The organism is Xenorhabdus sp. TS4 (assembly GCF_014467265.1).
GTDB lineage: Bacteria > Pseudomonadota > Gammaproteobacteria > Enterobacterales > Enterobacteriaceae > Xenorhabdus > Xenorhabdus ehlersii.
Window position 1 is genome coordinate 41,886 of record NZ_NKHQ01000082.1, and the last position, 23,194, is coordinate 65,079.

16 protein-coding genes and 1 riboswitch are annotated in these 23,194 nt (G+C 41.6%); of the genes, 9 read left to right on the forward strand and 7 right to left on the reverse strand.

The genetic code is table 11. From position 1 onward, the window contains the following. Positions 1–42 precede the first annotated feature (42 nt). Genes Xets_RS18145 through baeR form a run of 5 tightly spaced genes read left to right on the forward strand, consistent with a single transcriptional unit; the run spans position 43 to position 9,648 of the window. On the forward strand, positions 43–1,281 hold the full coding sequence (locus Xets_RS18145) for an MdtA/MuxA family multidrug efflux RND transporter periplasmic adaptor subunit (protein WP_187652270.1): 1,239 nt from the start codon (positions 43–45) through the stop codon (positions 1,279–1,281). Then, complete coding sequence (locus tag Xets_RS18150) at positions 1,281–4,442, forward strand: MdtB/MuxB family multidrug efflux RND transporter permease subunit (protein ID WP_187652271.1); 3,162 nt, start codon at positions 1,281–1,283, stop codon at positions 4,440–4,442. The genes Xets_RS18145 and Xets_RS18150 overlap by 1 nt, the downstream gene beginning before the upstream one ends. Continuing rightward, entirely contained in the window at positions 4,439–7,537 is a 3,099-nt protein-coding gene (gene mdtC, locus Xets_RS18155; protein ID WP_187652272.1) for a multidrug efflux RND transporter permease subunit MdtC, read from the forward strand. The genes Xets_RS18150 and mdtC overlap by 4 nt, the downstream gene beginning before the upstream one ends. Positions 7,538–7,555: 18 nt before the next feature. Beyond that, positions 7,556–8,944 (forward strand): two-component system sensor histidine kinase BaeS, encoded by a 1,389-nt coding sequence (gene baeS / locus Xets_RS18160; protein ID WP_187652304.1) that lies wholly within the window; start codon positions 7,556–7,558, stop codon positions 8,942–8,944. After that, positions 8,941–9,648 carry a two-component system response regulator BaeR gene (baeR, locus tag Xets_RS18165; RefSeq protein WP_099131371.1) on the forward strand — a complete coding sequence of 236 codons (708 nt, stop codon included), beginning with the start codon at positions 8,941–8,943 and terminating at the stop codon, positions 9,646–9,648. The genes baeS and baeR overlap by 4 nt, the downstream gene beginning before the upstream one ends. 53 nt (positions 9,649–9,701) lie before the next feature. Here baeR and Xets_RS18170 read toward each other — a convergent pair whose 3' ends face one another. Then, positions 9,702–10,880 (reverse strand): MFS transporter, encoded by a 1,179-nt coding sequence (locus Xets_RS18170; RefSeq protein ID WP_099131372.1) that lies wholly within the window; start codon positions 10,878–10,880, stop codon positions 9,702–9,704. A 253-nt stretch (positions 10,881–11,133) separates the two neighbouring features. Here Xets_RS18170 and Xets_RS18175 point away from each other — a divergent pair, with 253 nt between their 5' ends. The 3 genes from Xets_RS18175 to fbaB all read left to right on the forward strand — a co-directional run bounded on the left by Xets_RS18175 (position 11,134) and on the right by fbaB (position 14,673). After that, the gene (locus Xets_RS18175; RefSeq protein WP_099131373.1) at positions 11,134–11,478 is read left to right on the forward strand and encodes a YegP family protein; all 345 of its coding nucleotides are present in this window, start codon (positions 11,134–11,136) and stop codon (positions 11,476–11,478) included. Between the two features lie 176 nt (positions 11,479–11,654). Continuing rightward, positions 11,655–13,019, forward strand: a complete 1,365-nt coding sequence (gene yegQ, locus Xets_RS18180) for a tRNA 5-hydroxyuridine modification protein YegQ (RefSeq protein ID WP_099131374.1) — start codon at positions 11,655–11,657, stop codon at positions 13,017–13,019. 604 nt (positions 13,020–13,623) lie between these two features. After that, positions 13,624–14,673 carry a class I fructose-bisphosphate aldolase gene (gene fbaB, locus Xets_RS18185; protein WP_099131375.1) on the forward strand — a complete coding sequence of 350 codons (1,050 nt, stop codon included), beginning with the start codon at positions 13,624–13,626 and terminating at the stop codon, positions 14,671–14,673. A 57-nt stretch (positions 14,674–14,730) separates the two neighbouring features. Here fbaB and thiD read toward each other — a convergent pair whose 3' ends face one another. The 4 genes from thiD to Xets_RS28760 form a co-directional block, all read right to left on the reverse strand. Further along, positions 14,731–15,528 carry a bifunctional hydroxymethylpyrimidine kinase/phosphomethylpyrimidine kinase gene (thiD, locus tag Xets_RS18190; protein ID WP_222941649.1) on the reverse strand — a complete coding sequence of 266 codons (798 nt, stop codon included), beginning with the start codon at positions 15,526–15,528 and terminating at the stop codon, positions 14,731–14,733. 43 nt (positions 15,529–15,571) lie between these two features. Further along, positions 15,572–15,664, reverse strand: a riboswitch (TPP riboswitch). A gap of 124 nt (positions 15,665–15,788) precedes the next feature. Further along, entirely contained in the window at positions 15,789–15,998 is a 210-nt protein-coding gene (cspC, locus tag Xets_RS18195) for a cold shock-like protein CspC (protein ID WP_099131377.1), read from the reverse strand. A gap of 796 nt (positions 15,999–16,794) precedes the next feature. Then, the gene (locus Xets_RS18200; RefSeq protein WP_099131378.1) at positions 16,795–18,159 is read right to left on the reverse strand and encodes an amino acid permease; all 1,365 of its coding nucleotides are present in this window, start codon (positions 18,157–18,159) and stop codon (positions 16,795–16,797) included. 308 nt (positions 18,160–18,467) lie between these two features. After that, positions 18,468–18,623 (reverse strand): PhoP/PhoQ regulator MgrB, encoded by a 156-nt coding sequence (locus Xets_RS28760; RefSeq protein ID WP_099131379.1) that lies wholly within the window; start codon positions 18,621–18,623, stop codon positions 18,468–18,470. A gap of 185 nt (positions 18,624–18,808) precedes the next feature. On the opposite strand from Xets_RS28760, the gene Xets_RS18210 reads away from it, so the two are divergent. After that, positions 18,809–19,195 carry a helix-turn-helix domain-containing protein gene (locus Xets_RS18210; protein WP_099118784.1) on the forward strand — a complete coding sequence of 129 codons (387 nt, stop codon included), beginning with the start codon at positions 18,809–18,811 and terminating at the stop codon, positions 19,193–19,195. 123 nt (positions 19,196–19,318) lie between these two features. On the opposite strand, the gene Xets_RS18215 is transcribed toward Xets_RS18210, so the two are convergent. Both Xets_RS18215 and Xets_RS18220 read right to left on the reverse strand, forming a co-directional pair. Continuing rightward, positions 19,319–20,149, reverse strand: a complete 831-nt coding sequence (locus Xets_RS18215; protein ID WP_187652306.1) for an N-acetylmuramoyl-L-alanine amidase — start codon at positions 20,147–20,149, stop codon at positions 19,319–19,321. 224 nt (positions 20,150–20,373) lie between these two features. After that, a complete protein-coding gene (locus Xets_RS18220) occupies positions 20,374–21,828 on the reverse strand; it encodes a sodium:alanine symporter family protein (protein ID WP_099131381.1) in 1,455 nt (484 codons plus the stop codon). Between the last annotated feature and the right edge of the window lie 1,366 nt (positions 21,829–23,194).

The window sequence follows — 23,194 nt, forward strand, 5'->3', positions numbered from 1 at the left end:
CATGATTGGTTACCGCTATAACACTAAGAGAATGTCGAGCAAATGAATAATAAAAGCCGTTCCTACTTTTTCCGACTCGCTGCGGTGCTAGCCGTGATCGTCGGGGTAGTTTTCTTTGCGTGGAAATACTTCAACGTACCTTCATCAGCAGGTGACTCTCAGAATTCAGAATCAAAACAGAGTTTACCTAATCCCGCTCAACCACCAGTGCAAGTAGCGGCGGCTGAAATCAAATCGATACCCCATTACTTAGGAGGATTAGGAACGGTTCTGGCGGCAAATACCGTCACTGTCACCAGCCAGGTGGAAGGTCAATTAATAGCCCTGCATTTTAATGAAGGTCAATACGTCCAAAAAGGGGATTTGCTGGCAGAAATCGATCCTCGTTCCTTTCAAGTCAAACTGACAAGAGCACAGGGACAATATGCCAAAGATCAAGCAACATTAGCCAACACTAAACAGGATTTACTCCGTTTTCAGCAATTGGCGAAAAGCAAACTTATCTCTCAGCAAGATCTGGATAAACAAATTTCTTTGGTTCGCCAGAGCGAAGCCAGCTTACAGGCCGACCAGGCAGATATTGACGAAGCCAAACTGCAATTGGCATATAGCCGTATTACAGCACCGATTTCCGGTCGCGTCGGATTAAAACGCATTGATATCGGCAACTACATATCTGGTGGAGGAGCAACGCCAATCGTGGTCATTACGCAAGTCGATCCTATTGATGTCGTGTTTTCCCTGCCTGAAAACGATATTGGTGCTGTGTTAAAAGCGCAAAAAGATCATAAAAATGTGGCTGTCATTGCGTGGGATCGCAATAATCAGCAGCCCTTAGCACAAGGACAACTCATCAGTATCGATAATCAAATTGATGTTACTACTGGCACGATCAAGATGAAGGCCCAATTCAATAATCAAAATAATGTGTTGTTCCCTAATCAATTCGTCAATATTCAGATGAAAGTCAATACGCTGAGCGATGTCGTCGTGATCCCTACGGCTGGATTACAAATGGGAAATAGCGGTAATTTCGTCTGGAAAGTGGATAAAGAGAACAAAGTCAGTAAGCATAAGGTCGTTGCAGGCCTGCAAGATAATCAATTGGCGGTCATCAATAGTGGACTGTCAGCAGGCGAGCATGTCGTCACTGATGGTATTGATCACCTGACCGAAGGCACCAAAGTTGAGATTGTCAAACCTTTGACAATCGAAGCACTCGATGCGGATCAAAATAAGAAAAATCCAGAACAATCAAACGGTAAGATGGAGAATTCCTGATGCAATCTGATTCTCCAATGACAGGCGGAGGGCCATCCCGCCTGTTTATCCTGCGCCCTGTTGCCACGACACTGTTTATGATTGCGATCTTGCTGGCTGGGCTAATTGGTTACCGGATGCTGCCAGTTTCTGCATTGCCGCAAGTGGATTATCCCACTATTCAAGTGGTAACACTGTATCCTGGCGCCAATCCAGATGTGATGACATCCGCTGTAACTGCACCGCTGGAACGCCAGTTTGGTCAAATATCCGGCTTAAAGCAAATGTCATCCAGAAGTTCCGGTGGAGCTTCTGTTATCACGTTAGTATTCCAGCTCTCCCTGCCTCTGGATGTGGCAGAGCAAGACGTACAGGCGGCGATCAATTCGGCCAGCAATCTATTGCCCGATGATCTGCCTTATCCACCAATTTACAGCAAAGTCAATCCGGCTGATCCGCCTATATTGACGCTGGCCGTAACCTCTGATGCCCTGCCAATGAGTCAGGTGCAAGATATGGTAGAAACGCGCATATCCCAGCGTATTTCCCAGGTCAGTGGTGTCGGTTTGGTGACTTTAGCGGGCGGACAACGCCCCGCTGTGCGCGTGAAACTGAACGCACAGGCTTTGGCTGCACAAGGATTAGACAGCGACGTGATCCGTTCTGCCATCATGAAAGCCAATGTGAATTCGGCAAAAGGCAGTTTTGACGGACCCACTCGCTCCATCACCATATCCTCCAACGATCAAATGAAATCTATCGATGATTATCGCAATTTAATCGTGGCTTATAAAAATAATGCTCCGATTCGCTTACGTGATATCGCCACCATTGAACAGGGAGCGGAAAATAGCAAATTGGGCGCATGGGCAAATGAAAAACCAGCCATCGTCATCAATGTTCAGCGCCAGCCTGGAGCAAATGTTATTGAAACTACGGATAATATCCGCATCATGTTGCCAGACTTGATCAACAGCCTGCCTAAATCTGTCAATGTGGAAATGCTGACAGATCGTACGGTCTCAATCCGCCATTCAGTCAAGGATGTTCAATTTGAACTGTTGCTGGCTATTGCACTGGTTGTCATGGTGATCTATCTGTTTCTGCGCAATGTCACGGCAACCCTGATCCCAAGTATTGCCGTACCGCTTTCGCTGGTAGGTACATTTGCTGTGATGTATTTTTGCGGCTTTTCCGTCAATAACCTCACTTTAATGGCATTAACTATCGCAACCGGCTTCGTGGTGGATGATGCTATTGTGGTGATAGAAAATATTTCCCGTTACATTGAACGGGGAGAAAAACCGCTGGCAGCGGCGCTAAAAGGAGCGGGAGAAATCGGCTTTACGATTATCTCCCTGACTTTCTCGCTAATCGCCGTCTTGATCCCTCTGCTGTTTATGGGGGATATCGTCGGGCGGTTGTTCAGGGAATTCGCCATTACCCTCGCTGTCGCCATTTTAATTTCCGCCGTTGTCTCATTGACGCTCACACCGATGATGTGTGCAAGGATGCTGAAACCCGAAGCTAATATTAAACACAATCGCTTCGAACAGGCGTGCGAACGCTTCTTTGAACGCATGATTGCCGTGTATGCTGTCTTCCTGAAACGGGTGCTGAATCACCCTTGGATGACGCTTGGTGTCGCATTCGGTACGTTGGCTCTGACCGCCCTACTCTACATCATGATCCCCAAGGGATTCTTTCCCTTGCAAGACAACGGCCTGATTCAGGGCACACTGGAAGCACCACAATCCATTTCATTCAATGCAATGGCAGATAAGCAACGACAAGTTACGGCTCTGTTATTAAAAGATCCTGCCGTGGACAATGTCACTACCTTTATTGGTGTCGATGGTAACAATCCAACATTGAATAATGCACGTCTTCAAATCACGTTGAAACCACTCAGCCAGCGTGACGACCGTATTGACGAGGTGATCCCACGCCTGCAAACGCGGATTGCTAAAGTCCCTGACGTCAAATTGTACCTGCAACCAACCCAGGATTTGACTATTGATACCCAAATATCACGCACGCAATACCAATTTACGTTGCAAGCGACTTCACTTGATGAACTCGCTATATGGGTTCCCAAATTGCAATATGCGCTGAAACAACGACCAGAATTGATAGATATCGGTAACAATTGGCAAAATCAGGGGCTAGTGGCTTACCTTGATGTGAATAGGGATATGGCCAGCCGTTTTGGGATCTCTATGGCTGCCGTAGATAATGCTTTGTATAACGCGTTCGGCCAACGCTTGATTTCGACTATTTACACTCAATCAAATCAATATCGCGTTATCCTTGAGCAAGATACGAAGAATTCATCGGGGCTGGAAGCGATAAACCATCTTTATCTGACCGGTACTGATGGAAAAATGGTACCTCTTAAAACCATTGCCACCGTCGAACAGCGGCTGGGGAACTTGTCTATCGACCATCTACAACAATTTCCCGCTGCCACTTTTTCATTCAACGTAGCGAAAGATTCGTCCCTTGAACAAGCTGTCAATGCCGTCAAAGAGGCAGAACAAGCGATCCAAATGCCAAAAGACATCATTACCCAATTTCAAGGAGCAACGTTGGCTTTCCAGGACGCGCTCAGTAATACCCTCTGGCTGATTTTAGCTGCTGTTGTCGCCATGTATATCGTGCTCGGTATTTTGTACGAAAGCTTTATTCACCCTGTCACAATCTTATCAACCTTACCTACCGCCGGAGTTGGCGCATTGTTGGCGTTGATGGCTGGCGGGTACGAGCTAGATATTATCGCCATCATTGGGATCATTCTCTTAATTGGTATTGTCAAGAAAAACGCCATCATGATGATCGATTTTGCTCTGGCCGCCGAGCGGGAAAAAGGAATGACTCCTTATGAAGCTATTTACCAAGCCTGTCTGTTACGTTTCAGACCGATATTAATGACAACCATGGCAGCATTGCTGGGCGCACTGCCACTGATGTTGAGTACCGGTATTGGTGCAGAGTTGCGCCGTCCTTTAGGCGTCAGTATGGTGGGAGGTCTGATTATGAGCCAAATCCTAACCTTGTTCACAACCCCTGTAATTTATCTGCTGTTTGATCAGTTAGCACACTACCGTCGAAATAAAAACAATAAGAAAGATAAACAAATAAGGCTGGATAAATCCTCAGTTAATCATCAGGAGCCGCTGTGAAATTCTTCGCCCTATTTATCCAGCGGCCAGTTGCCACCACATTGCTGAGTTTAGCCATTACTCTGTGTGGTGCGCTCAGTTTTGTCCTGCTGCCTGTATCGCCGCTGCCACAAGTTGATTTTCCTGTCATAACAGTTCAGGCTTCCATGCCCGGTGCGTCACCGGAAACGATGGCGTCTTCCGTAACGACACCGCTGGAACGCGCATTGGGCAGGATATCTGGGGTAAAAGAGATGTCTTCTGCCAGCTCACTGGGAAGTTCTTATATTTACCTGGAATTCGATCTCAATCGGGATATCAATGGCGCAGCACGGGATGTCCAGGCCGCCATCAATGCCGCTCAAAGCTTGTTACCTTCTGGTATGCCAGACAAGCCAAGATATCATAAAGCTAACTTATCAGACGCCCCAATCATGATCTTAACCCTCACCTCAGACAATTATAGTGAGGGCCAACTGTATGATCTTGCTTCCACCCGATTGGCTCAAAAAATTTCTCAGATAGAAGGTGTCAGCAAAGTCAGTGTCGGTGGTAGTTCATTACCCGCTATACGTGTTGAACTAAACCCTAATGCACTCTTCAATCAAGGTGTTTCTCTTAACGATGTCAGTAATGCCATCAATAATGCGAATGTCCGGCTCCCGACAGGTCATATTGATTCCGATAATCAGATTTGGCAGCTACACACCAATGATGAATTGAAAACACCTGACAGTTACCGCTCAATTATTGTTCATTATAATAATGGAGCACCTGTCAGATTGCAGGATGTTGCAAATGTTCAGAGTTCTGTCGAGGATATCCGCGCAGCAGGCATGTCTGGAAATAAGTCTGCAATTTCGCTTATTATCCGCCGTGAAGCCGGTGCAAATATCATCTCTACCGTTCAACGCATTCGTGATCAGTTTCCTGTCCTGAGAGCTTCTCTGCCTGCCAATATTCAGTTAAACGTTGCTCAGGATCGTTCACCGACCATTCACGCTTCTCTGCAAGAAGTAAAACGTGCATTAGCTATTGCCGTTGCCTTGGTTATTTTGGTTGTATTTCTGTTTTTACGTTCTGGCCGGGCTACGCTGATTCCGGCAATTGCCGTTCCGGTATCGCTGATTGGTACTTTTACTGCCATGTATTTATGTGGTTTCAGCTTAAACAATCTTTCTCTGATGGCGTTAACTATTGCCACCGGATTTGTCGTCGATGATGCCATTGTGGTACTGGAGAATATTTCCCGCCATTTGAATGCAGGGTTAAAACCCATGCAAGCTGCTCTCAAAGGAACCAGGGAAGTTGGATTCACTGTGCTGGCTATGAGCTTATCACTTATTGCGGTATTTATTCCCCTTGTATTGATCGATGAATTACTCGGCAGATTATTCCGGGATTTTGCTGTTACCTTGGCAACGGCCATTGGGATTTCTCTGTTAGTTTCACTGACCTTAACCCCGATGATGTGTGCACATCTGCTCAAATCCACACCTAAAAATGCCCAGAAACAGGCACGGGGATTCGGTAAGGTATTGTTGAGAATTCAACAAGGCTATGCCCGTTCACTGAAATGGATACTCAATCATACTCGCTGGGTATTGTTGACATTAGTTGGCATTATCGTCCTGAATATCTGGCTCTATATCAGCATTCCGAAAACATTTTTCCCGCAACAAGATACTGGGAAAATGTTAGGGTTTGTGGTTGCTGATCAAAGCATTTCATTTCAGGCCATGCATGAAAAAATGAAACGCTTTATGCAGGTCGTCAATGATGATCCAACCGTCGATAATGTCGTGGGTTTTACTGGTGGTGACAGCATCAATACGGGCTTTATGTTCGTTTCGCTAAAGCCATTGAAAGAGCGTAGCGAAAGTATCCAACAAGTTATCACCCGCTTAAGAAGTAAACTGACCAATGAAGCGGGTGCACGTCTATATTTAGTTCCGGTTCAGGATCTGAGAAGTGGAGGACAAGGAGGTAAATCGACTTATCAGTTTAATTTGCTGTCGGATGATTTTGACGAACTGCGCAAATGGAGTCCTATCGTCAAGAAAGCATTGGAAAAATTACCTCAATTGGTGGATGTAAACGCCGATGAAGACGAAGAGGCTAAAGGCGCTGAAATAGCAATTACCTATGATCGTGATGTGATGGCCCGTTTAGGCATCAATGTTGCCGAAGCAAATAATTTGCTCAACAACGCTTTTGGGCAGAGACAGGTTTCCACGATTTATGCTCCTTTGAATCAGTATAAAGTGGTCATGGAAGTTGCACCGCAATATAACCAAGATCCCAGTGCATTGGCGAAAATGTTCGTCCTTAATAGCAAAGGAGAACGCATTCCTCTCTCCTACTTTGCCCAATGGCGCCCTGCCAATGCACCATTGGACGTTTATCATCAAGAACTTTCAGCTTCTTCTACCATTGCCTTTGATGTGGCACCAGGCTATACGCTGTCTGATGCAATCAGTGCAATAGAAAGAACAATAACTGAGCTGGGTGTTCCTTCAGCAGTACGCAGCTCTTTTGCCGGCACAGCACAGGATTTTCAAGAGAGTGAGAATTCCCAACTCATGGTGATTCTGGCTGCTATAGTCACTGTTTATCTGGTGCTCGGTGTACTCTATGAAAGTTATATTCACCCTCTGACCATCCTTTCTACCCTACCTTCTGCGGGTATAGGTGCTTTGCTGGCTCTGGAACTGTTCAATACTCCCTTCAGCCTAATCGCCATGATTGGGATTATGCTATTGGTTGGTATTGTCAAGAAAAATGCCATTATCATGGTGGATTTTGCCCTTGAAGCTCAACGAAACGGTAAACTCAGTGCTCAGGAAGCGATTTTTCAGGCCAGTTTATTGCGATTCCGTCCGATCATGATGACGACGCTTTCCGCCCTGTTTGGTGCTTTACCTTTAGTACTGAGCAATGGGGATGGCGCAGAATTACGTTTCCCGCTGGGGATCACGATTGTTGGTGGCCTGGTGGTAAGCCAACTTCTCACTCTATATACCACGCCGGTGGTGTATCTGTTTTTTGACCGATTGCGTGAAAAATGGCGCCATCGCAAAGCAACACCATCTCAGATAGTAGACCCAACTAGCTGAACCAGAATGAAATTCAGGATAAAAATGGGTATCAGCAGTAAACTTTTTCTGGCAATTTTTGCCACTTGTATGCTGGTATTGGTCACAATGCATTGGGGCATTTATCTTAGCTTTCAGCATGGCTTTATTGGCTACATTAAACAAAATAGCCAAAATAGGGCAAATATGCTGGCACAAGCATTGACAGAACAATACCAGCAATATGGCAATTGGCATTTTTTGACCCAGAATGATCGCGCGATATTTCAAATTATCCGTACGATTGAGCAGAGTGACATTCCTCATCAGAAAACCAAACCTCATGGTTGGCGTCCCCAATTTTGGGTTGTAGACACTCACATGCATCGTTTGGTCGGACATTCTAATGATATTCCGATAGAAAGTTATCGCGAACCGGTCACCTATAAAAATAATATTGTCGGTTGGGTAATTGTCAGTGCATCAGACAAAATTACCCGTCAGGCTGATATTAGCTTTGCCCACCAGCAGCAATTCACCAGTTGGGCTATTGTCGGTTTTTCCACCCTATTGGCATTAATCGCCACTTTTCTTCTCTCACGTGGCCTTTTAAGACCGGTTAAGCGGCTAGTGGAAGGTACACATAAACTCGCGGCAGGCGATTTCAGCATTCGTGTCGTTCCATCCAGTAAAGATGAAATCGGTAAATTGGCAATGAATTTTAACCAACTTGCCAGCACGCTGGAAAAAAATGAACAGATGCGCCGTGATTATATGGCCGATATCTCCCATGAACTGCGTACTCCACTTTCTGTACTGCGTGGTGAACTGGAAGCCTTACAAGATGGTGTACGGAAACCAACACAGGAAACTATCCATTCCTTGCTTGCGGAAGTGACTACCTTAACAAAACTGGTAGACGATCTACATTTATTATCCCTTTCTAATCGTGGTTCGCTAGCTTATAGAAAAGAGTCTGTTAATGTCAGTGAATTATTGCAATTCTCCGTAGCGAATTATCATGGTCGTTTTGCAGATAAGCAAATCACGTTAGCATTGAATTTAAAAGAAAACATAATACTGCTTGCTGATCCAAATCGGCTAACACAATTATTTAATAATTTGCTGGAAAATAGCCTGCGTTACACCAATGAGCATGGAAAGGTCATTATTTGTGGATATTCAAATCAGCAAAAATGGATATTGGATATGCAGGACAGTGCACCTGGATTAACTGTTGAACAATGCCAGCATGTTTTTGAACGTTTTTATCGTTGCGAATCTTCCCGTAACCGCGCAAGCGGAGGTTCAGGGCTTGGGTTGGCGATTTGCTATAACATTGTTGAAGCCCATAATGGAATAATTCATGCAGAAAGCTCACCTTTAGGTGGTATTAAAATTCACGTAGAATTACCGTTGATTACATCGTCTGAACTTGAAACACAATGAGTACACACCTTACACAATATACTGTTCTCATCGTTGAAGATGAACCAAAGTTGGGGCAACTACTGGTTGATTATCTACAATCCGCAGATTACCAAACCCAATGGCTCAAACGTGGCGATGAAGTCATCGCTCATGTGCAAAAATACCACCCTCATATTATCTTGCTTGATCTTATGCTGCCCGGTCTTGACGGATTATCGATCTGTCGGGAACTGCGTAAATTTTCAGATATCCCGATTGTCATGATGACTGCAAAAACGGAAGAAATTGACCGACTGCTCGGCTTAGAAATTGGGGCTGACGATTATATTTGTAAACCTTATAGTCCGCGGGAAATGATAGCCAGAGTAAAGACAATCTTACGCCGTTGTTACCGTCCGAAAGAGATCATCAGTGAGCAAAATGCACTGACCATTGACGAAAAACACTTTCAGGCGCGTTATTTTGAACAGGCGCTTGAATTAACGCCGGTTGAATTCCGTCTGCTCAAAATTATATCCAGCCAACCAGGGCGGGTTTTTTCCCGTGATCAACTATTGAATAACCTTTATAACGATCATCGCATTGTGAATGACCGTACTATTGATAGCCATATTAAAAATTTGCGCCGAAAACTGGAGCAACTGGATGGGGATAAATCTTTTATCCGTTCCATTTATGGATTAGGTTATCGTTGGGAAGCTGAAATCTGTCGTTTGATGTGACACAGTAACCGGCATTAACCATGCCAGTTACTGCTGTAACTCTCGTCACATGCTTATGATTGCTTTTTTTCAACGTTCAAAGTTCTTTTACCATCAAGCAAACCTGAAATGACAGCTAATAACAATGCCAGTGAGGCTAATAAACCTCCTGCCAGATTGAGGGAGGTATAGCCATAATGAGATGCGATGATTACACCCCCCAACCATGCTCCAACTGCATTACCCAAATTAAAGAATCCAATATTGACAGAGGAAACAAGATTAGGTGCACCAGCCTCCTGAGCTTTATCCATCACCAAACGCTGGATTGGCGATACGGTGGCAAAACCCAATGCTGCCATTAAAAATATACTCAAACAAGCAACGAACTGATTGTCACCATAAACCCAGAAGATAAATAGAATTAAGGATTGTAGTCCTAACGTCCAATATAACAATGGCATCATCGCCTTATCTGCAAGTTTTCCACCTACAATATTGCCAAAGAAAAACCCTAGCCCCAACACCAGCAGGAGCCATGTTATTGCGCTTTCAGAGAATCCTGCAATATTGATCATCAATGGCGCGATATAAGTAATCGTCGTAAAAAATGCGGCAGGGCCTAAGACTGTGATCCCCATAGCCAAAAGAACATGGATATTGGTGAACGCCTGCAATTCCTTTTTAATACTGGCAGGCGCTTTTTGCTCGAATTTAGGTAATAACTTTAAAATCCCAACTAATGCGATAATGCCAATAACCGTAATTATTGCAAAAGTGATACGCCAGGAAATCGCTTTTCCTACCCATGTTCCAAGTGGTATGCCAACCAAATTAGCCAGTGTCATTCCACTAAACATAAATGCAATAGCAGTGGTTTTTTTATTTTCTGGCACTAGCTCAGCAGCAATAATTGCACCAATTCCCATAAAAGCGCCGTGGGTTAAGGAGGCCACAATCCGGCCAATAATTGCCAAATAAAATGTTGGGGAAAAGGTGGTCAGTGCATTTCCGATAATAAATAATATCATTAACATGGAAAGCATCTTTTTCCTTTCTATACCTCCCCCCAATATGATTAGAACAGGCGCTCCAACAAATACACCAAGCGCATAACTGGTTACCATATACCCCGCGGTTGGTATTGAAATACTAAATTCGGTTGCGATTTCAGGAAGTAAACCAGCGACAATGAATTCGGTTGTAGCGATCCCAAATGTCGCTATGGCTAGAGCCCAAATAGCTACAGGCATGGAGAACTCCTAATAATAGGCTGTATTAATCGAGTTATATTGCAACGGTGTGTCGTTATCTCTGAGAGAAACTGTAATATATTCGTGCAAAAGCCAATTTGGAAGTAGTTGTAAATTAATCGCCTCATACAAAATAGTCATCATGTTCTATAAGATAGCGGGACAGAGGATAAATTTTTCTCATCAAACCCCTTGACTGTATAAAATTCAAGCTAAACTTAAGCTGATAATTACCCAATCAGGAGAATTTCTTATGGCTACTGGGCATTATGATCTTAAGAAAACAAAGAACGGGCAATTTTATTTCAATCTGGTGGCGGCAAACGGTGACATTATTCTGAGCAGTGAAATGTATACCACCAAGGCTGCTGCCAATAAAGGTATTCACTCTGTGCAAGTTAATTCTCCCGATAAAACTCGCCATGAAGTGAGAAAAAACAAATCAGGCAAACCTTATTTTGTCCTGAAAGCCCGAAACCACCAAATTATCGCTATCAGTGAAACTCATACCAATGAAACAAACATGAAGAAATCTATCCAGTCTGTCATGAAAATCGGGCCAACAGAAAGTATTCGTGACCTCACCAAGCAAAATTAGCAGGTATAATTAATGACTCGCGCCGTATCCCCGGCGCGCTTTCTGTATTTTCCATAATATATTTGTGCTAATGATAAAATAGGCGTTAAAATCCCCCCCCTTAAACCTTACCCTTAGTAATGATATCAAGACCGGGTAAGGGCTGACTTGAACTCAGACCGAGAACGTTAAAAAATATGTTTACTCCAGAATTACTTTCTCCTGCCGGCTCTTTGAAAAACATGCGGTACGCATTCGCTTATGGCGCAGATGCCATTTATGCCGGACAACCTCGCTATAGCTTGCGCGTTCGTAATAATGAATTTAATCATGAGACATTGGCACAAGGCATTAAGGAGGCACATGAATTAGGCAAACGTTTTTATGTCGTTGTCAATATCGCACCACATAACGCGAAGCTGAAAACGTTTATTCGTGACTTAAAACCCGTCGTAGAAATGGGACCTGATGCTTTGATTATGTCTGATCCAGGCTTAATTATGATGGTGCGCGAAACATTTCCTGAAATAGATATTCATCTTTCAGTTCAAGCCAATGCGGTTAACTGGGCTACGGTCAAATTCTGGAAACAGATGGGATTGACGCGAGTCATTCTTTCCCGTGAACTCTCACTGGAAGAAATTGCTGAAATCCGTCAGCAAGTGCCTGATATGGAACTTGAGGTTTTTGTGCATGGCGCACTTTGTATGGCTTATTCTGGTCGTTGCCTGTTATCGGGCTATATCAACAAACGCGATCCTAATCAGGGCACTTGCACCAATGCCTGTCGCTGGGAGTACAATGTGCAGGAAGGCAAGGAAGATAGTGTTGGCAATATTGTCCATATGCATGACCCTATTCCTGTTAAGAACATTGAACCAACACTGGGCCAGGGAGCACCAACGGATAAAGTCTTCATGATAGAAGAAGCCAAGCGTCCTGGCGAATATATGTCAGCGTTTGAAGATGAACATGGTACTTATATCATGAACTCCAAAGACTTACGGGCTCTTGAACATGTGGAAAGATTAACCAAGATGGGGGTTCACTCACTGAAAATCGAAGGCCGCACCAAATCTTTTTATTATTGTGCCCGCACCGCCCAAGTATATCGCCGTGCCATAGATGATGCTGCTGCTGGAAAACCCTTCGATCCAACATTGATGACCACATTAGAAGGTTTGGCGCACCGTGGCTATACAGAAGGTTTCCTGCGCCGTCATACCCATGATGCCTACCAAACTTACGAATACGGCTATTCCGTATCAGACACTCAACAATTCGTTGGTGAATTTACTGGCAATCGAGTCAACGGACTGGCAGAAGTTGCCGTGAAGAATAAATTTCTTGTCGGGGATCATCTGGAACTCATGACTCCATCGGGAAATATTAACTTCACGTTAGAATCCATGACAAATAAAAAAGGCCAGGCCGTGGAAATTGCGCCGGGTGATGGGCATCTCGTTTATCTTCCTATTCCTGAAGAAATTAAGCTGGATTATGCTTTACTTGTGCGAAACTTAAAAGGTGGCAATACCAGAGCACCTCATCCATATGAATGACAAGCGAAATAATCCGAAATAGGATTTTAAAGAAATTGATCTATTTTTTTAGAAATAGATCACATCAATGCTAATTTATTTCTCGTATTATCAGTTCTGAAAAATAAAGAACTAAAAAATTTTTACTGTAAGACTAGGAACCACCTCCTTGGCTAGCTCAATCTCCCTTGGGCTGGCCTTTTCTTTTGCGCAAAAAATAAAAATTCAATAAATTCAAAGGATTAATAAAAAAACCATCTTTAAAAATCATTAAATTAATTAATGTTTCCAAATCCTAACAGGATATCTATTAGTCTTTTATTAGTAACCGTATTTATAATAATCAAAAAAACCATCTTTTGATAAATAATGTTAGGATTTATTCAGTTTAATGAAGGAAATTTTGAGAAAAAATAAACCAAATTATCCAATTTCTGAATAACTTCAATATTTATCACCACACCAGATAAATATTATTTCACTTTATAGTCATATAAAATGGTTAAATTTTAGCAATATTTGTATTAACTGAAGCGATCCACTGCTGCTTCCCTCTCCACTTGCCTTGTGATCAGCTCAAATATAAACAACAATCAGTAGCGCCTTTTGCAAACTGGAGTTAATCATGACTGATATCGTTAAGTTGTTAGGAAAAGACGCAGAGAGTTTATTGGAACATCAATGTAATACCATTCCACGTGAAAATCTCTATCTTCCAGGTACAGATTTCGTTGATAGAGTCATGCTCGAAAATAACCGCCCCAATACTGTTCTTCGCTCCATGCAAACCTTATTGAATCATGGACGCTTGGCCGGTACGGGTTATCTCTCAATTTTGCCAGTAGATCAGGGGGTTGAACATTCCGCCAGCGCTTCTTTCGCTACCAATCCTCTCTATTTTGATCCCAAAAATATCGTTGAACTGGCGATTGAGGCAGGCTGTAATTGTGTTGCTTCTACTTACGGTGTCCTGGCGTCTGTTTCTCGCCGTTATGCTCATAAGATCCCGTTTCTGGTTAAGCTTAATCACAATGAAACTTTGACCTATCCCGCCCAATATGATCAAACTTTGTATGCCAGTGTCGAACAGGCATTTAACATGGGTGCAGTTGCGGTAGGTGCAACAATCTATTATGGATCGCCCGAATCACGCCGCCAAATAGAAGAAATTTCAGCCGCCTTTGAACGTGCTCACGAACTCGGCATGGTCACTGTGTTGTGGGCTTATCTGCGTAATTCCGCTTTCAAGAAAGATGGGGTTGATTACCACACCAGCGCCGATTTAACCGGCCAGGCAAATCACCTGGCTGCAACGATCGGGGCCGATATCGTTAAACAAAAAATGGCTGAAACTAATGGTGGTTATACTGCTATTGGATTTGGGCATACGGATAAACGCGTCTATAGCAATTTGACCACCGAACATCCGATTGATCTCGTTCGTTATCAAATTGCTAACTGTTATATGGGACGCGCTGGATTAATCAATTCAGGTGGTGCTTCTGGGAACAATGACTTAAGTGATTCTGTCCGCACTGCCGTTATCAATAAACGTGCCGGAGGGATGGGATTGATCCTTGGCCGCAAGGCGTTCAAGAAATCGATGAAAGAGGGCGTTGAGTTAATCCACTCCGTACAGGATGTTTATCTCGATAAGAAAATTACCATCGCCTAATCAATTAGATTTAGTACGTTCAAAATGGGGATCTCTGCATCCCCATTATCCAAAAATTCACCACCATTGATGAAAATGGTGGACGGGTCCAATGCCATGACCAACTTGCAAACTATCCGCCTGTATCAGCGCATTTTGTAAATATGTTTTGGCAACCGGTAACGTACTTTGCCAATCAGAATAACGTGGACGCAATGCAGTAAGTGCCGCAGATAAAGTACAACCAGTCCCATGAGTATGCCATGTATTTATTCTGGGTGCGGTAAAACGCCACTCCCCTTCCGGGGTAAAAAGCCAATCCGGGCTTTCCTCATTATTCAAATGTCCGCCTTTCAATAAAACCGCCTGACATCCCATTGAACGTAATGCTCTGCCCTGCTGTAACATTTCATCTTCAGTATTAGCAAGATCACTGTTCAATATGGCTGCCGCTTCCGGCAAATTAGGGGTGATCAGAGAAACAAGTGGCAGCAATTGCTCTACCATTGCGGTAATGGCCTCCGGTGATAACAAGGGATCACCGCTTTTCGCCACCATGACTGTATCCAATACAATGTAGGGAATAGGATAACGATGAAACGACTCTGCTATTACAGCGATATTGGCTGCATTCAACAACATACCAATTTTGGTGCTGTCTATCCTGACATCTGAAAGTACTGATTCTAACTGAGCAGCAACAAAAAGGGGATCAAGCTCATAAACGGATTGTACGCCCAGTGTATTTTGTGCAACCAACGCAGTAACAACTGTCGTACCGTAAGCCCCAAGCGCGGAAAAGGTTTTTAAATCGGCCTGGATGCCGGCACCACCGCTAGGATCGGTTCCTGCGATAGTCAGTGAGTTAATTCTCATTATGGTGATTCCTACCACCAGCTAAAGAAAAGCGGTATCGGAATAAGAGATACCATGACTTCCCTACGCTGGCATTATCCAGATCAGGTAATACGGGTACTTCTCAGTTCAGTAAAGAACGCCCCGAGTCAAAATAAAAATCACCCTATTAGTACTCCAATAGAGTGATATTTGCAATAGGTTACCGTCAGATATTAAAACCAAACTAACGATAAATAGATTTAGCCAGTAATTAGATACCAGCCAAATTAAATTTATTACTATAAAGTTGTGACATTTGCAGCAGCAGGACCTTTAGGGCCATCCTGAATTTCAAACTCAACTTGTTGGCCTTCAGATAATGTTTTAAATCCATCTTTCATAATTGCAGAAAAATGTACAAATACATCTTTGCTACCATTAGTTGGAGTAATAAAACCAAAACCTTTAGACTCGTTGAACCACTTCACAGTACCAGTGATTTTTGCCATTTCAAAAATTTCCTTTGAATCACTTTATTAGCCTATTGGCATAAAAATAAACAAACCAGTATTAGTTGCTGTTATTTATTAACAGAACAGTACTTCGTTTACCCATGTGTTTTATCACATACTCTTTATATAATCGCAAGCCATTTTTTTCAGGTGCTCGAGCCAACGCACATATTTAAAATCCTTAATCTCTATTCTTATTTGAAATTACTCAATAATTTTTAAGTCACATAACCTCATGAATTCACATAAAAAGAAAAGTTCACTCCAATAAATACCTTTAATAAGACTAATACATAATACTGTTTTCCATATCTATTATGGTGTAGACCAGAGAGTTATCGTTATGCAAAATTCATTTTAGATAACTATAAAAATTATAGCTAATTTCACTTATTATTTTTGAACAGACAATATAGTCGTTTTACATGTAACCAACTTACTTTTTGTTTATCATTTATTAAATATTATTCAATTATAATATTTGTAGGATGATTTTTTACTATTCATCCATATGATCTTTCTCATACGATTTATTAATCTCATAAAGTACATTTTGCTGGAGTTGTTAGAGTCTAAAATGAAACTACATTGCCCAAAAAAGAGTATAAACACTCTTATTCTGAATTATGGAGAAAATACAGAAATAATATTTTATTAAAAATGGAATTCACCAGATAATGGCGTTTAGTTACATAAAATAACGGTAATGTATTATTTAGCACTGACAATAACAATCAGCCGGGCATAATATACTCGGCTGAAAAAGCATGGCATGGATTGGCAACTAATCTGCTTATCTCTTAGCCTTTTTTGAGCGAACAATCAAATAACCAATCCATAAGACACCAATCCAAAATGGCATCAAGATAACTGAAATACGAATTGGTGGCATCATTAGAATAATGATGAGAATGAATGCCAGGAATACTAAACACAGATAGTTTCCAAATGGATACCACAGTGCCTGAAATTTCGTCTTGACACCTTCTTTATCTTTAGCTGAACGGAATTTCAAATGAGCACAACAAATCATAATCCAGTTAATGACCAGTGTTGTTACCACTAATGCCATTAGCAACTCAAATGCCTTACCGGGTATAACATAGTTAATTAATACACCAATTGATGTTGCCAGCGCTGATAAACCAATAGACAAGACAGGTACATTGCGTTTGTTAACTTTTGTGAGTGCATGAGGCGCATTACCTTGTTTAGCCAAACCATACAACATCCGGCTATTACAATACACACCACTGTTATAAACAGACAACGCCGCCGTTAGTACCACCACATTCAGCACATTCGCTACCCAGAAGTTATCCAGATCATGGAAAATCAAAACGAATGGGCTACCGCCTTCTACCACCTTCTCCCACGGATACAACGACAGCAAAATAGCCAATGAACCGATATAGAACAGCAAGATGCGATAAACAACCTGGTTAGTGGCTTTTGGAATATTTTTCTCAGGATTTTCTGCTTCTGCTGCGGTAATGCCTACCATTTCCAGGCCACCAAATGAAAACATGATCACAGCCAGCGCCATAATCAAGCCAGAAAACCCATTTGGCATAAAGCCGCCCTGCTGCCACAAGTTGGTGATACTTGCCTGTGGGCCACCATTACCGCTAATCAGCAAATAACTCCCAAAGATAATCATCCCGACGATAGCACTGACTTTAATGATAGAGAACCAAAATTCGGTCTCACCATATAACCGAACATTAATTAGATTGACGAGATTGATCAGTACAAAGAATATTGCGGCAGAAACCCATGTTGGAACTTCCGGCCACCAATACTGGATATACATACCAACAGCCGTTAATTCTGCCATTCCAACCAAAATAAACATTGCCCAATAATTCCAGCCTGATAGAAAACCGGCAAAATTTCCCCAATATTTATAAGCAAAGTGGCTAAATGACCCTGCGACTGGCTCTTCAACAACCATTTCGCCCAGTTGGCGCATAATTAAAAATGCGATAAATCCGCCGAGCGCATACCCAAGAAGCACTGAAGGCCCTGCCATTTTAATGGTTTGGGCAATACCTAAAAATAACCCCGTTCCTACTGCACCGCCGAGAGCAATAAGCTGAATATGCCTGTTCTTTAAACCACGCTTAAGCGTAGATTGTTGTTCTTGTTGTTCTGCCATCTAATCCTCTTTTTATGATGCTTAGAATCCGTCTCATTAAAGTTGTTTTATTTGTTGTTTTGAATCTTTGTACCTGAATAGAGCCAGAAATTCTCCTACTCTTCTCAAATTGCGCAAAATCTGCCGAGTTCAAATTTCCTCAACATAATTCCTTCAACATATTATATGTGATTGAGTTATTTACTAATTTAACGCAGTATTGTGTTTGTTATTTCGTATCAGGTGGATATTAAAACACCATTTACAAAGAATGAATACTGCAAATACATATTAACACACATGCAGGCAGAATAATGGTTGATTGAATGTCAAAAAGGTAAGTATCGGGTGATGGAACAAACACCTAATTCGAACACATCATTACCTTGCTCACAGTGTACGTCCAACGCTAACAAATACAAAAACAAACATATCAATATCAAGCACAGAGCTAAAAGGATTTTTTTAGTATTCAATGAGGTCACCTTAGGATTATTTCATTGTAGTTAACTTTATAATAAAATATTATAGGAGGTTATCATATGATAGACTGATAATAGTGTATTAAAGTTTTTTATCTAATCACTGTACCCCCTATTAATGATGGGTTTTGTCATCTTGAAAAGAAGTTGTGTATACTTCCCCAACCTTCAACCAATTTAAAATTGTAATGGCACAAGATAACCACTTAGCACTTGTATGCGCACTGAGTAAATGGATAGAAAACCATCTTGGCCGTGTCATTCATCTTGAAGAGCTTGCTGCTTATTCTGGCTATTCACTTTGGCACATGCAGAAAATATTCAAGGAAGTTACCGGCATATCTCTTGGGAAGTACATCCGTCAACGACGCTTAGCTGGCGCTGTTTATCTGTTGAAAAATAGTTCTTTGCCTATTTTTGATATTGCCCTGGATTTCGGGTTTGGCTCCCAATCCCATTTCACCTATATGTTCCGTAAAGAGTACGGCATTACACCTTATGATTTTCGCCAAAGTACAGATATTGAACTTGAAGTTAAGCTTCCACTACATTTAACTTACAACTGCGAATCATAAAACTTGGTATCGTTAGCGGCCATTCATCATGGCCGCCATGTCTCAACTTACTTATATCCACTTCTTCTTTCCGAAAAGCATCATTCTGTTTTTATATAGCTTGATATTGTTAAACATAAATCGTTATTGATATTTTTCGACCAATGCCAGAGCTATCGCTTCCGTTTCTGCATCGGGAATGCCGCTAATGTCTGACGGGCGAAAATGCATCTGAAATGCTTGAATAGTTTTATAAGTGGCGCTATCCAAAACTCCCGTCTGAGGGATACTATAACCATAAAGGGCCAGTGCTTTCTGAACTGATATTACTGACGCCGGCATACCCGCTACCCTACCCGCCAAATATTTATTCACTGTTGCATGATCGGGCCAAGCACCAATCCCCTGTTCATAAAGTTCACGCCACGGAAAAACAGGTCCAGGATCTTCTTTTCTCAGTGGTGCAATATCGCTATGACCCACAACATTCACAGCCTGGATCTTATGCCTGTGCATAATCTCTTTTGCCAATCTGATAACTGCGTCAATTTGTAATGGGTGATATGAACACCATTCTTTTTTAATAAACTCTTGTTTAAATCCGCAATTGACAATTTCAATACCAATAGAATAGCGGTTCAAACTTTGGTATCCATTCCACTCACTCTTTCCCGCATGCCATGCCCTTTCCTTTTCTGAAACCAATTGGAAAATAATCGGCTCTTTATCCTGATACCTCGGTTGCGAAGGAATAAGGTAATGAATACTAACGCGGCCCCCCGTTAATTCCCGTAAAGATCTTTGATCATCTAACGCAGTATAGTGAAGGACAAGAAATCTAATTGAGTCAATATCTTGCTTGGTCGAATAAGGATAGGAATGGTCAACAATATAACCATTTCTACTTTCTCGCTTAGGGGAATAAGAACAACCAATCAACAACGTGATAAAGATGCATATTATTAATCGTTTTATCATGATCGGTCAGCTATTTTACAGAAAAAGATAACATTATGATGATTATATATTAGATCAAACAAAAAGAGATGTGGTGTTCTTTTACTTATCCGCATGTTTTTAAGAACAAATAAAAGCCAGCTATTCGCGGAACGAACGAATAGCTGGCTAATAAAGTTACTTGATACGAGCCATCTTTTGTTACTAATATCCTATAGATAGACTATATAGACATTTCAGTATCAGCAATTACTTTTCTCGCCATTATGTGGTGCATCATTATCCCAAATACCTTTTTCAACTTGCTGTTGGATCTCTGGGTAGCTATTAATATTGAATGTCGGTAATTTGCCTGATTTTCTCTGCTGGTTATAATCTTTCGCCAGTTTCATCGCGATACCTGACAACATAAGTATGGCAATCAAGTTAACAATAGCCATACACGCCATTGATAGGTTAGCCATATTCCAAACCAGAGGCACGTCCGCCAATGTACCAAACATCACCATACCCAACGCAGCCAACCGCAGAATAAATAAGCCAGCAGTGTGGTTACGTTCCAGGAATATCATGTTGCTTTCAGCATAAGCGTAATTGGCAATAATCGACGTAAAGGCAAAGAAGAAAATCGCAATCGCAACGAACATCGTTCCCCAATGTCCAACAGCGGATGACAATGCTCGCTGAGTTAATTCAATCCCACTGATCGCAGTAACATTTTCGTTAAGAACACCAGAAGAGAGGATAATCATAGCCGTCGCACTACAGATAACGATGGTATCCATAAATACCCCCAACATCTGCACATAACCCTGAGAGGCTGGATGTGGTGGATATGGAGAAGCTGATGCTGCCGCATTTGGCGCAGAACCCATCCCCGCTTCATTCGAGAATAATCCGCGTTGAACCCCCTGAAGCATTGCCTGGGAAATGCCGTAGCCTAATGTTCCCGCTATCGCCTCCTGAATGCCAAAGGCACTCTTGATAACCAGTGCAAATACCGCTGGGATACGTTCAATATTGTGGCCAACAACCCAAAGTGCCAGAATAAAATAAGTAATCGCCATAAATGGTACAACAAATTCCGCTACCCGAGCGATAGAACGCAGCCCGCCGAAAATAATTACACCACTGATAATGACTAATACGATACCGACATAAATTGGTTTGATATTAAAAGCAAAGGCAGCCGCTTCCGCAATTGAGTTTGCCTGAACAGCATTAAATACAAGACCAAACGCGATAATAAGGAAGAATGAAAACAGAATTCCCATCCATCGCTTCTTCAACCCTCTTTCCATGTAGTAAGCCGGGCCACCGCGATAATTTCCTTGATCGTCTTTCGTCTTGTACAACTGGGCAAGCGTGCTTTCCACAAAGGCAGTCGCCATACCAATAAATGCCACTACCCACATCCAGAAAACAGCCCCTGGTCCACCGGCAGTAATTGCAATGGCAACTCCTGCTAAGTTACCGGTTCCTACACGAGCAGCAAGGCTGGTACACAAGGCCTGAAAAGATGAAATGCCAGAATCATCCGACTTATTACTATTTTTCAGAACTGAAAACATGTGGCCAAATTGGCGAAGTTGTATAAAACCAGAACGCAGTGTGAAGTAAAGACCAACCCCAAGGAGAAGGTATATCAGTACATAGTCCCAAAGAATGTTGTTAATGAAGTTAATCAGATCCGTCAAGATATTTTCCCCTTACTAATTAGCAAACATTAGCTGACCATAGTGCCGTATTCGGCGAAATTTTATTGTGCTTAATTCCTTTTATAATTAACAAGCAACATAATTCTGTATACGAAAAACACAGAGATACAAGCCATTAAAGCGGAAAGAATGTAACACAATATTTATTTCAATGGGTAACTTTTAATGAAATTTTTACATTTACTTTAGCATTATTGAACATTTGTCTTGTTATCCATAAACGCTTCATTTCTTATTTCAAGCCATTTAATTACATTTTTAGCACAAAAAATACCCAGAAATTTTATTCCCATATATAAGTAAGAAGCATAGATAAATTAACAATTGGACTTAAAACACGAAACCAGTTGGCAACCAAAATACAACCTATTAAAAACAGCGTCAATCTAATACCTATTCCAATGCCCACAACATATAGAACATATGTTAATTAGAGGTTATTAATGTCATGCCAAACAAAATACATAGAACAAATTTAGATAATCACGCACTGCTATATCACTAATGTAGTAATAACCAAATTCATTAAAAAAATTGGGGTAATTACAAAATTTAATCTTGAAATTTCTAATATTTACGGAAACATATAGTAATATTTCACTTAAAATGAGATTATTAAATTTTAATACTGTGATAGTTGGAAAAAGCCACCATTGCATATTAAAATTTTCAGTTGTTATTTTTACAATAGGAAACAACAATAACAGGTTAATAATATATTAATGATCCACTATCTGGCCATCAGATAATCTGCAAGTGAGGTTATAATTGATGTTAGAGCGAAAAAGAAAGAATCCCGCAGACAACATACTGCCCAAGAGAGTTTACAGAGGAAAATCAAAGTATGAATATCATCCTGCAACAGGTGGTTCAATCTCTATCTGCTGTTTGAGCTCACCAGTATCTGTTGTTTGGAAAGAATACAATAAGATTGTGGAAAAAATAGAAAAAAATAGCACATAGAGCCTAATATATGTCGAAGTTAATAAAAAACGGGAGCCATCACTCCCGTTAATGATAACACCATAACCTCCATCTGAATAAAATTCAGTCATCACAACAAAAATAGCCTGTGTTACAAAATATTATCTTACTCTCTATCATAAAGAACGCATTTTCCCTTAAATACAAAACAATAAGATAATCTAATATTTAATTTTTGGAATTTAACATTATATTCCCAATATCCATATCATCATTAATATCTATATACTCATACTAAATAGGTATCAAGCTGTCCTTTCCTTTAGGAATATGGTCTTCCCAAATTCGTGCTACGATATAAATCACCCCATACATTTGTTAAAACAAGACAGTAGACGACGGAGCGGTGCTTATGCGCATA

What these genes read in the sequence shown, in the direction of transcription:
- Xets_RS18145 (WP_187652270.1), top strand. Translation starts at nt 43, where the DNA reads ATGAATAATAAAAGCCGTTCCTACTTTTTCCGACTCGCTGCGGTGCTA.
- Xets_RS18150 (WP_187652271.1), top strand. Translation starts at nt 1,281, where the DNA reads ATGCAATCTGATTCTCCAATGACAGGCGGAGGGCCATCCCGCCTGTTT.
- baeR (WP_099131371.1), top strand. Translation starts at nt 8,941, where the DNA reads ATGAGTACACACCTTACACAATATACTGTTCTCATCGTTGAAGATGAA.
- Xets_RS18170 (WP_099131372.1), bottom strand. Translation starts at nt 10,880, where the DNA reads ATGCCTGTAGCTATTTGGGCTCTAGCCATAGCGACATTTGGGATCGCT.
- Xets_RS18175 (WP_099131373.1), top strand. Translation starts at nt 11,134, where the DNA reads ATGGCTACTGGGCATTATGATCTTAAGAAAACAAAGAACGGGCAATTT.
- yegQ (WP_099131374.1), top strand. Translation starts at nt 11,655, where the DNA reads ATGTTTACTCCAGAATTACTTTCTCCTGCCGGCTCTTTGAAAAACATG.
- fbaB (WP_099131375.1), top strand. Translation starts at nt 13,624, where the DNA reads ATGACTGATATCGTTAAGTTGTTAGGAAAAGACGCAGAGAGTTTATTG.
- thiD (WP_222941649.1), bottom strand. Translation starts at nt 15,528, where the DNA reads ATGAGAATTAACTCACTGACTATCGCAGGAACCGATCCTAGCGGTGGT.
- cspC (WP_099131377.1), bottom strand. Translation starts at nt 15,998, where the DNA reads ATGGCAAAAATCACTGGTACTGTGAAGTGGTTCAACGAGTCTAAAGGT.
- Xets_RS18200 (WP_099131378.1), bottom strand. Translation starts at nt 18,159, where the DNA reads ATGGCAGAACAACAAGAACAACAATCTACGCTTAAGCGTGGTTTAAAG.
- Xets_RS18210 (WP_099118784.1), top strand. Translation starts at nt 18,809, where the DNA reads ATGGCACAAGATAACCACTTAGCACTTGTATGCGCACTGAGTAAATGG.